Source organism: Legionella stuttgartensis, from assembly GCF_977063405.2.
Genome location: NZ_CDRUHA020000058.1, coordinates 132,804 through 145,210, shown reverse-complemented (window position 1 = coordinate 145,210; position 12,407 = coordinate 132,804). Strand labels below are relative to the sequence as shown.

The window sequence follows — 12,407 nt, the reverse complement described above, 5'->3', positions numbered from 1 at the left end:
AATAATCATTCGATATCTTAAGTTAGCCATTTTTTCCCTTCAACAAAACGGGCAACCATCATACTACTAATTGTATTACATGTTACATTGAGCATAGTCGCAAGTGGATCAATGATAATACTAATTGCTGCGATTGCTATTAAAACTGAAGGAGGAAATCCATAAACACTGAGGATAAGTAACTCACCAAGCATGCCTCCACTGGGAATTGCGCCCATTACGGTACCAACTAACAATGAAATTCCTAAGGCAGTAAGTAGCACACCGGGACTTGAAAAATTTAAGTGAAAGATTCCAAATAAAAAAGCAATCTTGAAAACCCCACCGATTACTGAACCATCTTTATGAATAATGGTGCCCAAAGGAATTACTGTTTCATAAATTTCGGGTGCGACTCGCATTTTTTTCGCTGCCAGTAAATTAGCAGGAATACTTGCGGCACTGCTGCAAGTGGCAATTGCGGTAACTCCGGGGAGAAAAATATTACTCCAAAATAATTTTATACCTTGAGTTTTTCCAGCTAAATAGGCAAAAGCTGTCGAAGCAATAATAAAATAAAGGACTCCGGACGTATAATAAATAACAGCGATTCGTAGGTAATTAGCCATCAACTGCGGACCTAGGTCATGGACTAATACAGCGAAATAAGCAAAAAAACCCAATGGAGCGTAATACATAATCAAAGCAAAAACACGCATGAAAATTTCTTCACCTGCTTTTAAAAAATCAATAAATATCCTCCCTTTTTCATTGGTATTCGATGCTGCTAGGCCTACGAGGATTGAAAATATAATAAGTGCCAGAATATGCTGCTGCGAAAGAAGTTTGCTAAATTCAGGAACAGTAAAAATATCGGCAACTTGATTGAGAAAACTCAATGCAGATGTTTTTTCTGGTGCGTTGAGTGTTAACTCAACTCCTTGAGCAGGAGGAAATAGACTGACAATAAAAAGAGCATAAACTGCTGCTATCACTCCGGTAAATAGGAATACAACCGTCATATAAAAAGCGATCTTACCCAGTTTGCCCATGGAGCCAATTCGTGCAATTGCGGAAGAAATACTAAAAAAAATTAAAGGGATAATCGCCGTAAAAATTAGGTTAAGAAAAATCTCACCAAAAGGCTTTAAATAGAGAGTAGCTGGCCCAAATAAGTAACCTGTAAGGCCCCCTAGAAAAATGGCCGTAATTAAGATAAATGGAAAAAAATAAGGTCCAAAAGTTTTTTGGGTGCTCATTACTACTGCCCTTGATTATTTTTAGGAACGGTTGTTATTGTATCTCTTTGCCTATGTGCCACGCTACCTATTGATGCATGTTTTAGGAAAAGCAAATGCATATAAAGGGATTTCTAGCTATTGATTTGGGCATGAAAAACAATAGTATTTTAATTTCTCATGAACTTTTTTTATTATTAAAATTCAATAATATACAGTTTATTTTTGGGTATAAAATGCAATAATTGAATCAATAGTTCCCACCATGTATAATCAACTGCGCTTCTAATGTAACCACTTGAAAGGATCTTTATGCCTACTGTTAATCCTGTTGTTTACAATTATACTGATCTCATGTCCTGGCAATCAGAATTAACTCCACTCGAAAATCAAATATCAGAACATTTACAATTTGTTGAGTATCAGAGGCAACAACTGCAACCACTTCAAAACGAACTAATGTCCCTGAATTTAAAAATTTCTTTAATAGAACATGAGCTGTCTATGGATATAGCGCTTGTCCAAGATTCAACACGTCCAAGAGCTCATTACTATGGAAAGAGTATTGGGATACTCAATACGTTCAACTTACAACTGGAATTAAGTCGTTTGGAAGAGGAACGTAATCAATTCAAACATAAGATCTACCCTTTGGAGCAGGCAATTAGAGAGGCCCAGGAACGTTTGCAGAACTTTTTTTCTCGAAGAACATGGTTAAATGAGCATATTCCCGCAGCAGAGATATTTATACAAACGTTACAAGAAAACCCGATGAAATTGGTCCAGGATTTGTCCAATAAAATTTGGGGGGCATTGGTAAATTACGAAGACACTCACCTGTTTGGTCTTTCTCCTCAAGTACGTACTTGCTTGATTGCTGTTCGGTATTTACAGCAACTGACCTTCTATCCTCTAGTAGGAGAGCCTGACTACCTGAATCAAATCCATCGCAGTAATTATCTTCGTTTGTGTGGTTTCTTATGGGATATGTATTCTAATGTACAAAAAGAAGGTAAAGACCCTGAGTTCGAAAAAATTCTAGGAAGTCTTATTGAAAGTACACATCTTGCGCAACATGGAGATTTGCCTTATCCAATGTTAACAGGTTATAGTGCGACTGCCTGGTTTGAAAGTAATAAACAAGGCGCCCCAGCATGTTTTGCAATTCAAGAACAATATTTACCTCATTTAGAAGAGCAAATACTTACTGATGGGCTTGCTTATATTTCTCAAAATACACCGCTAAAGCCTACCGCACTTCAAAAACACATTATCAATGCGGCCAATTTAATTGATGCTGAAGTAAAGCAGAAAAAGAAAAATCAGGAGGAAATTGATTATCATTTTTATGCACGAACGGTCCTTCTTTTGAATGTCGCTTTAGTTAATCCTACAGATAAAGAATCAGCGACACGTTTAGGAGCAATCGCTGAACATGCATCTGGAAGCACCTCTATTGGTAAACAGGTTTTAGGTAGTCTTCTCATCGTATTTGGGGCATTGCTTATTTGTGGGAGTATTGCTGGTTTTATCGCTACTTCTGGTTCGAGTTCCATATTAAGTGCCTGGGGTATCTCATTAGGTTTAGGTATATTAGAAACAGAACTTGTGTTTGGGATTGCTTCTACTCTGGCGGCAGCTACTGGAATTGGATTAACATTTTTTGCGGGGCCCAAAGCCATTGAATCAGGATCGCGTAAAGGTCTATCGCAAGAACTTATAGATATTAAAGACGGGATTGAAAGCTATGATGGACCGCCACCCTATCCCTATAGTGCTGTGGTCTTAAATTAATTTTGTCCTGCTTCATTGCATCATGCCTCTATACTCTATAATCTAATAGAAAATTAAAGGAGTTTCGCTTGGATTAGAAACTCCTTTGCTCCTTACTTTCATATGGATTAATGAAGATGAAGCATAAATATTTTTTTGGACCAAAGGTTTCTCCTAATGCACATAACGCCCAAGAATGTTGCGTTCAAATTCCATCCACCCAAGATATAGATCAAATGCATGCGATGCCTGCAGGTGCGGATGAAGATCAATTTGAACGTCTCAAACATATGACCCAGGTCATTGCAAAAATTCAATCAACGAACTCTTCCTTACCTGTAGCTACTACTGATTTAGTGAAGTTACCGAAACACTGGAAGCAATTATTTGCGGCAATGAAGAAAGGAGATGCGGAAGTTGCATTAGCTCTTCTTGCTCAATTTCCTGAAGAAGATGAACTGCTTCAGGCATTATTAGCAGTTCATACATTAAAGTATTTGCAGGAACTTATTATTTTCTGTATTCAAGCGCAAAAAAAAGGATGGAAACAATTATCTCCAGATATCATCGTAACTCCAGGATCATTTGAAGTATTAATCAAAGATATTGCCATGACTTTATTTCATTCGGGCAAAATACAATTTTCTTTTGGTCTGCCGACGCATCATGCAAACAGTAACGAGGGAAGTGGTTTTTGTATTTTAAATAAGTCAGCAGTGTTAATTAAATATCTTGAGCGCTCATCGAGTAAACCGTTAAGACATATTATTGTTGGAACGGATGTTAATCGAGACAATGGTCTATGTGATATTTTGATGAATTCAGCTTCGGATAAGAATATACGCCATATTGATATTTTTGACTCGAGGGTTTATCCCCAACAAGATGATGCTTTTATTTCTAAAATATTCAACAAGAGTGGGACGGATGTAGGACAAAAAATTCAGACATGGCAACGAGGAAGTTTCGAATATTTTGCAGTTGATTTAAGTCGCACAGTACGTAAACCTGGCGTAGTACATCCGGCTTTGGTTTTTGCATTAGAAAAAATTGAAGAGGAAATAAAACAGGCTAAAATGAATCAGCAAAAAGTAGCTCTGTTTTTACCTACAGGGTGGGATTCTCACGAAGAAGAAACTGCATACTGTGGGAAATTTGTTGATGGTCATTTTATGGGAACTGCAGAGGCACGAAAAACTCGTTTTAACGCAACCGACTTAACCTATTTTTATGAGAATTTATTTAAACTATATCAAGAGAACAAAAGCTGCATCGAAAAAGTATATTGGGGATTAGAAGGAGGATATGAACGAGAAATGTATGAACCACAAGTTCAATTGTTAATGTCACTTATTTTAAAAGATATAGTTCATCAGGATACACATGAAATTGTACCTGATAGTTCTAAAAACCCATGAGGAATTGACCTGATCCGCAAGCAGGGTCTTAAGGTAAATAATAAAAGGGATTGGGTAACTTAAATACCTTTTGCGCATATCCACCTTTAAGATCACTATATTGATCCCCTATCGAGGCCACAATAATGTAGCCTTTTTCAGTGAGCATTTTTCGGGTATTTGATTTAAATGGAATAATCGATTTTGAGGAATAATTCATGGGACGCAAATACAGACCGGACCATCCTGTATAACCAGCTTTGTGCAAATTTTCTTCCGTTGCCTTGCGCTCAGATTCATTTCTTCCTGTAACAAAAAACACTTTAATATTATGTTTTTGTGCATCTCGATATAAAGTGAGCATAGGCTCAATTGCTGGGGCATTAGCAGCCATTATGTCTTGATGATATGCTTCGCGATTCCCACCAAAATCACGCTTAATCATGTATTGATAATTTGATAAGCTGGTTTCATCGATGTCTAGAATCAGGGCGAGTTTTTTACCTGATTTCTCTTTTTGGTTCAGTTCGGCTTGTTGATCAATATAACTTTGGGCATTTTCAATGACTTGCGTTAACTCTTTTTGATAAAGGCCTGAATTATAATAGGTTTTGAGTTCATTTTTTACTAAAGTCAAATTCGGTGGATCAGAAAAAATTGGATTTGAAAAAAGAAAAGCAGTGCTGAGTATTAGGAGGGTGAGTGATTTATTGAGTACACGCTTCATAATCTATCCATTTTTTACTAAATGGCCAAATTATATCCTTGTTCATTTGTTTGTCAAATTAGCTTTGAATAATTACTAGAGTTCACAGGACATTTTCAATTCTTACTCAGTTGGAAAGAGGTTATGTACTTATATGGATAGCCTGCTCATCCTCAGTTATAATGCCTGCTTATTTAGTTTAAAATTGCCAGACCTATGCATTTGAAGCAACTAAAATTAGCCGGTTTTAAATCTTTTGTTGACCCTACAGTGGTTCATTTTCCGAGCCAATTGGTTGCAGTTGTTGGCCCCAATGGCTGTGGAAAATCAAATATTATCGATGCTGTACGTTGGGTTATGGGAGAAAGTTCCGCACGTAACTTGCGGGGTGAATCTATGGCCGATGTGATTTTTAATGGTTCTTCAAATCGTAAATCTGTAGGTCAGGCTTCAGTTGAACTGGTTTTTGATAATAGTCTTGGACGTTTGACAGGTCCTTTTGCCAGTTATGGCGAAATTGCCGTAAAACGCGTTGTAACTCGCGATGGTGATTCTTCATATTATTTGAATGGCAGCCGTTGTCGACGTAAAGACATCACCGATATTTTCCTTGGAACTGGTGCTGGAGCTCGTGGTTATTCAATCATTGGTCAGGGTACTATTTCTCAGCTGATTGAAGCCAGACCGGAAGACTTAAGAGCGCATCTCGAGGAAGCGGCAGGTGTCTCCAAGTATAAAGAACGACGACGAGAGACCTTACAACGTATTGATCATACGCGTGAAAATCTAACTCGTGTCGCTGATATTCGAGAAGAACTAGACAAACAATTACAGCGTCTTGAACGCCAAGCTAAAGCGGCGGAACGTTATCTTATTCTGAAAGATGAAGAGCGGTTATGCCGGGCAGAAATTTTAGCGCTAAAATGGCGAGATTTTATTGCCCAACAAGAAATAAAACAACGCCAAATACAAGAATTTGCAGTTGGATATGAGCAACAGCAAAGTGCATTAACCAAAGCAAATAAAGAGCGGATCATTTTGAATGAAACCCTGCATGATGCAGATGCACAATCGCAACAAATTCAAGCGAGTTTTTATCAGTTGGGAACTGAAATTGCACGTTTGGAAGAGACCATACAACAGCAGACACGTGAAAAAAAACGTTTGGAACAAGATCAACAGCAAATGCAGGAGGATTGGCGGGTAGCTGCGGAACAACTCAAACACGATAAAGAGGAATTGCTTCATAGTCAGCAGCACGCATGTGATCTGGAAAAACAACTTGGGCAACTAAGGAATCAATTTAAAGAACAAGAAACGAGTTGGCTCGCTTCGCAAAAACAACATGCAGAGTGGGAGCTTCATTGGCAGGAGGTACAGACACAGAGCAGTACTCTGAAAAGGGAATTTCAAGTTGCACAAATTAAAGCCCAGCATTTGGAAGAGAAGCATCAGCAAACCCTATTAAGATTAGAGAAGCTTCAATTAGAACAAGAAACTATTTCTGTAGCAGATTTACAACAAACACGTGAAAATTTAGAGAGTCAACGTACTAAATTAATTGCAGATCAAGAGTTTGATGAACTGCAACTCAAACAAAGTCAAGAAAATGCCGAACAATTACGCGCCAAATTACAAGATGTAGAGCAAAAGCTACATGGATTACAAGATGATTTCCATCAAGCAAATAGTGAGCATGCCGCGTTGATGGCAGCCCAGCGTGCTGCAAAACAAGGCATGCAAAGCAACAAAAATACAATTAAGGAATGGTCAGAAAAACCTCGGTTAGTGGATATTTTACAGGTGGAAACCAAATGGCAATCTGCTTGTGAACGCGTCCTTAACGAAGCATTACATGCCTATGTGCTCGAAACTTTTGATGAACTATGGCCACAGCGAGCAATTTGTGAGCGGCAAGGCGAACATATTGTTACGCTGCGAAAAATTGTGCATCAATCCGCGCCTTATCCACGTCTCATAGAGAAAATAAAAGGGGATATCCCGGCACATGTATGCCCGTTGGAGCATATTTATACTGCGGAAGATTTTGATGAGGCATTGAGCTGGTTGCCTGAGTTAGCCGGGCATGAGTCGATTATAACTCCCGACGGGTTTTGGTTGGGGCAGGGATGGGTGAAATTTGTTACTCCAGAAACTCAAGATGAATTAGGATTATTGGCACGCCAACAAAAAATTTCTGAATTATCTCTAGTTGTTCAGGTGCTCCAGCAAAGAATTGAAACCTTAAGAACTGAGCGTGATGAAACCCATCTGCAATTACAGCGAAGTTTAAAGGAGATCGAATTACAACAACTCAATGTGAACGCTAGTAATGAGGCATTAAGAATAAATAGTGTAGCTATGAGTTCTAATGAACAAGCCATCGCTCATGCTGAAAAACAAGTAACCGCTTTAGCCTCCGAGTGCGAAGAGTTGACCCTTACTTTGGAAGAAATGGCTGCAGAAGAATATGATATAAAAGCGAAATTGCATGCGTTAGAAGAACAATGTCGAGATTATGAACAACAACATGAGCAATGTGTACGTGAAAAGCAAGAATGGTCGCAGGCTCTGGCTTTAAAAAATAAACATGTAGAAGAGTCTCGTGTTGTGCTCCATCATGCAGAATTAGAATATGACAGAGAGCGAAATAAAATACAGCAAATTAACGATCGCATTCAGCGAGAACAAGATCGTTTAAATATTTTGGAGGAGCGGCTGGAAAATTTAGCAATGCTTTGCTTGCAGACAGAAGGTCCAGGGGAAGAGCTCAACGAGCAATTGGCCCTCCAGTTGCAAAAACATAGTGAAGTGGAATTACAACTGACTCTAAGTAGAGAGCAGTCCTCACAATTAAGGATGGCGCTTGAAGAGAGTGAGAAAAATATTTTAAACTGTGATTTTGAGGTAAAACGCATCCAAGAACAAATTAGCCAGACTCGAATGGAAGAGCAGGCTTTGGCTGTGCGTGCTAGCTCCGTACATGAATCGCTTGATGAATTGGGTTTGCAAGCACAAGCATTACTGGAGTTGATACCTGCTGGTGTGACTCAAGTTATGCGGGAAGATGAATTAATCGCCCTTTCTGAAAAAATAAAACGCTTAGGTGCTATTAACCTTGCTGCAATTGAAGAGTTTACTTCAGAACAACAACGTAAAGTGTATTTGGATGAGCAGTATAATGATTTAAATCAAGCGTTAGCAACTCTGGAAACAGCCATTGAAAAAATGGATAAAGAAACCCGCTCACGTTTGGAAAATACCTTTGATCAAGTCAATTCTTCATTCAAGGCACTATTTCCGCGGTTGTTTGGTGGTGGGAGAGCGCAGCTTGAATTGACTTGTGATAATCTGTTGGAAGCTGGTATTGTAGTAATGGCACAACCTCCGGGAAAACGAAACAGTACCATTCATTTGTTGTCCGGGGGAGAGAAGGCAATGACTGCGGTAGCATTAGTTTTTGCTATTTTTCAGTTAAATCCTTCACCTTTTTGTATGCTAGATGAAGTGGATGCACCTCTAGATGATGTAAATGTGGGGCGTTTTTGCGCTTTAGTGAAAGAGATGTCACAATTCGTACAGTTTCTTTTTATTACACATAATAAGGTTACCATGGAATTGGCAGATCATTTGATTGGGGTAACTATGCGTGAACCTGGGGTATCTCGCTTGGTTGCGGTTGATGTAACACAAGCTTTGGCTATGGAGTAAATGATGCAGGCAAATTGGAGCTTAATTCTTAATGTCCTGTTGTTAATTGGCGTTATCGTAGCAATTGGGCGCTTAATGAAAGCTCGAAGACAGAGCTTAAGTCCAGAACGTTATCAACCTAATCTGGGATCACCAGAAAGGAGTTCCGATAGCACACAGAATTATAATGATGACATTATTGCAGTACGTAAAGTGAATGCTACGGCAATGGAGAGTAAAATTGAAGTGGATAAGGATTTGCAATTAAAGAAAACTGCAACAAAGCCTTCTCAACCACGTTTAATGCCTATGGATGATGAAGATGACATTAAATTAAAGATAGAAATTGAACCAAAACCAACACCTAAAATAGACGTTGAGACAAAAGGTCAAACTGATAATCAACCTACTTTGATGATGTTTTTGCTTGCAAAAGAAAACAGACAATTTGCGGGATATGAGTTATTACAAACCGTTTTGGCCGCTGGTTTACGTTTTGGCGAAGGTCAATTATTTCATCGCCATCAATTTTCTAATGGTCAAGGTCCTGTTTTATGTAGCTTGGCAGCTGCAACTACGACAGGGGTTTTTGATTTACAAAATATTGGTGCCTTTAGTGTGCGTGGTCTTTGTTTGTATATGCACTCTTCAAAAAATCCCGGGATTGATATGGAGCGATTTACAGTGATGTTAGAGACAGCAAGGCAATTAAGTGAAGGTTTGGATGCGCACTTACTTGATGATCAGCGTAAGCCTTTAACTGAAGATCGTATCGCTCGTTATTATCGCCTATTACAAATTAATCAGTCTCATTTTGAGTCTGCTGTTGGATAGGTCTCTCTTCTAGCCCGGGTCCCATAGAGGCCCCGGGAATCGGATACGGTTATTAATCTTTTTTTAAATCTGAATTTTGTTGAGCCGCATCCAGGTTGCAGTTGGGTAGGGAATAAGAATTAAACTTTTTTTACTGTTATTACCCACTTGAACTCTACGCACAAGTGTTAGTACACTAGACTTTTAGCTATGTCTTAATACTATGAACCTAAATACTGTTGCTGCATTACTTGCCCAACCATGTCAGATCAATGCTGAACTTACTGGTATCTGTACTGATAGCCGTGAACTCAAGCCAGGGAGTCTATTTATTGCCATTAGTGGTGAACGGTTTGATGGACATGATTTTATAAAAGAAGCAGAAACTCGAGGTGCAATAGCTGCAATAGTGAGTCATGCTGTAGATGGAGTGCGTATACCGCAATTTGTTGTTCCAGATCCCATCCAAGCATTGGCCAAAATAGCAGCAGCGCATCGACACAATATACATTGCCCCGTCATCGCTTTGACTGGGTCTAATGGAAAAACTACAACCAAAGAAATGATCGCTGCTATTTTACCATCTCCCTCTCATGCGACCAAAGGAAACTTTAATAATCATATTGGTGCCCCATTAAGCGTATTACAATTAAATAATCAACATCGTTATGCAGTTTTTGAGTTGGGTGCAAATCATCCGGGTGAAATCGCACACACTGTTGCAATTGTTCATCCCGATGTGACATTGATTAACAATATAGCTCCAGCACATGTGGAAGGGTTTGGTTCTATAGATGGTGTGGCTCGCGCTAAAGGAGAAATACATCAAGGCTTATCTCTTGCCGGTGTAGCCGTAGTTAATGATGATGATGCCTATGCTCATTTTTGGGATGAGTTATTGATTGATAAAAAGGTTCTTCGTTTTTCTTTAGACCATCCTGCAGACATCTATGCTCAAGATGTTGTTCTAGATGAGCAAGGTTGTGGTCAATTTTCTTTAATCGTTCCTAATGGACAAGCGGATATTCATTTAAAAATTCCTGGTTTGCATAATGTTCGTAATGCGTTAGCTGCTGCAGCATGTTGCTATGCAGTGGGGATTTCCATAAAAGAGATTCAACAGGGACTGAATGGTTTTGGCGGTGTAAAAGGACGTTTGACAGTTCTTAAAGGGAAAAAACAATCTACAGTAATCGATGATACTTATAATGCAAATTTACGTTCTGTTTTAGCCGCTTTAGAGGTATTAGCAGAACGCCCTAACAAAAAAATTTTTGTGTTTGGCGATATGGGGGAGTTGGGGACTTGGGCAACTCAGCACCATCAGGAAGTTGGATTTGCGGCGCGAAGATTGGGTATTGATCAGTTACTTAGTTGTGGCTCACACAGCAAATTAGCTGCTGAGTCATTTGGTGTTGGTGGTGAGCATTTTTCTAGCCAAGAGTTATTGGTGCAAAGCCTGGTAGAAAAATTAGCACCAGATGTTGTTGTTTTGGTAAAAGGTTCTCGATCCAGTGCAATGGAAAAAATTGTGCATCAACTGATAGATTGAGGTGATCTAACGACAACCTATGTGACAATAAAGAACCAAAGAAATATTTTTTTACGATGCTGAATGGTATGTAGGTTTGTGGTATGCTTGGCCGCTTTTTTGGCCCATTATTCTAGTGGGCAGTATTTAACACAAACCCATAATTGGGATTAACCAAGAGGAACAATTATGCTCTACTGGCTAACGCAGCTATTTCAAGGGCAATATCATGCGTTAAGAGTTTTTCAATACCTGACTTTCAGATCCATTTTAGCTTCTCTAACCGCACTTCTAGTGGGTTTATTGTGTGGCCCTGTGATGATTCGCTGGTTGCGCGGCTTACAGATTGGTCAAATGGTACGGGATGATGGTCCTCAATCACATTTATCTAAAGCAGGAACCCCGACTATGGGGGGTGTTTTAATCTTGTTGGCAATCACGGTGAGTTGTTTGCTTTGGGGTGATTTGCAACAGTCCAGTTTATGGCTCGTTCTTTTGGTTACGCTCGCAAATGGGGTGGTAGGTTGGGTTGATGATTACCGCAAACTGGTATTAAAAAACAGTAAAGGGTTGCCTGCACGTTGGAAGTATTTTTGGCAATCAGTCATTGCTCTTATTGCTGTAATTTATTTATACATGCATGCTACGTTACCTGTCCATACTCAATTAACCGTACCCTTTTTTAAATCGTTAACCATAGGTTTAGGTATTCTCTTCCCTGTTTTAGGTTATTTTGTAATTGTGGGAAGTTCCAACGCGGTGAATTTGACTGATGGACTGGATGGATTGGCCATTATGCCTATAGTTATGGTTGCAGGTGCGCTGGGGATCTTTACTTATGCTTCTGGCAATTCAGTCTATGCACCTTATCTAGGTATCCCTTATGTTCCAAATACCGGAGAATTAACAATTTTTTGTTCTTCGATTGTTGGCGCAGGACTTGGGTTTCTTTGGTACAATAGTTATCCTGCTCAGTTATTTATGGGCGATGTGGGTTCTTTGGCTTTAGGGGCTGCTTTGGGTATTGTCGCGGTGGTCATTAGAGAAGAACTGGTTTTATTAATGATGGGTGGCTTATTTGTCATAGAGACAATTTCCGTTATTCTACAGGTAGGTTATTTTAAATATACCCATGGGAAACGCTTATTCAGAATGGCACCTTTACATCATCATTTTGAATTAAAAGGATGGTCAGAGCCTAAGATAATTGTCAGATTCTGGATTATTACTGTTGTTTTTGTCTTATGCGGGTTAGCCACTTTAAAACTTCGATAAAAAGG

General features: G+C 39.1%; 8 protein-coding genes. 6 read left to right on the top strand and 2 right to left on the bottom strand.

All coding sequences use genetic code 11. The features are described 5' to 3' along the window. Positions 1-17: 17 nt before the first annotated feature. Positions 18-1,238 carry a dicarboxylate/amino acid:cation symporter gene (locus ACWTEW_RS17440; RefSeq protein ID WP_454782933.1) on the bottom strand — a complete coding sequence of 407 codons (1,221 nt, stop codon included), beginning with the start codon at positions 1,236-1,238 and terminating at the stop codon, positions 18-20. A 291-nt stretch (positions 1,239-1,529) separates the two neighbouring features. On the opposite strand from ACWTEW_RS17440, the gene ACWTEW_RS17435 reads away from it, so the two are divergent. Further along, positions 1,530-3,011 (top strand): hypothetical protein, encoded by a 1,482-nt coding sequence (locus tag ACWTEW_RS17435; RefSeq protein WP_454782932.1) that lies wholly within the window; start codon positions 1,530-1,532, stop codon positions 3,009-3,011. Between the two features lie 116 nt (positions 3,012-3,127). Further along, positions 3,128-4,408, top strand: a complete 1,281-nt coding sequence (locus tag ACWTEW_RS17430) for an arginase family protein (protein WP_454782931.1) — start codon at positions 3,128-3,130, stop codon at positions 4,406-4,408. A gap of 28 nt (positions 4,409-4,436) precedes the next feature. Here ACWTEW_RS17430 and ACWTEW_RS17425 read toward each other — a convergent pair whose 3' ends face one another. Continuing rightward, positions 4,437-5,114 (bottom strand): HAD family acid phosphatase, encoded by a 678-nt coding sequence (locus tag ACWTEW_RS17425; protein ID WP_454782930.1) that lies wholly within the window; start codon positions 5,112-5,114, stop codon positions 4,437-4,439. A 195-nt stretch (positions 5,115-5,309) separates the two neighbouring features. On the opposite strand from ACWTEW_RS17425, the gene smc reads away from it, so the two are divergent. The 4 genes from smc (at position 5,310) to mraY (ending at position 12,402) form a co-directional block, all read left to right on the top strand. Beyond that, positions 5,310-8,804: a chromosome segregation protein SMC gene (gene smc / locus ACWTEW_RS17420; protein ID WP_454782929.1), complete on the top strand. Its 3,495-nt coding sequence runs from the start codon at positions 5,310-5,312 to the stop codon at positions 8,802-8,804. A 3-nt stretch (positions 8,805-8,807) separates the two neighbouring features. Next, positions 8,808-9,617 (top strand): cell division protein ZipA C-terminal FtsZ-binding domain-containing protein, encoded by an 810-nt coding sequence (locus ACWTEW_RS17415; protein ID WP_454783070.1) that lies wholly within the window; start codon positions 8,808-8,810, stop codon positions 9,615-9,617. A 202-nt stretch (positions 9,618-9,819) separates the two neighbouring features. Further along, a complete protein-coding gene (locus ACWTEW_RS17410; protein WP_454782928.1) occupies positions 9,820-11,148 on the top strand; it encodes a UDP-N-acetylmuramoyl-tripeptide--D-alanyl-D-alanine ligase in 1,329 nt (442 codons plus the stop codon). A gap of 168 nt (positions 11,149-11,316) precedes the next feature. Then, complete coding sequence (mraY, locus tag ACWTEW_RS17405; protein ID WP_454782927.1) at positions 11,317-12,402, top strand: phospho-N-acetylmuramoyl-pentapeptide-transferase; 1,086 nt, start codon at positions 11,317-11,319, stop codon at positions 12,400-12,402. Positions 12,403-12,407: the final 5 nt, after the last annotated feature.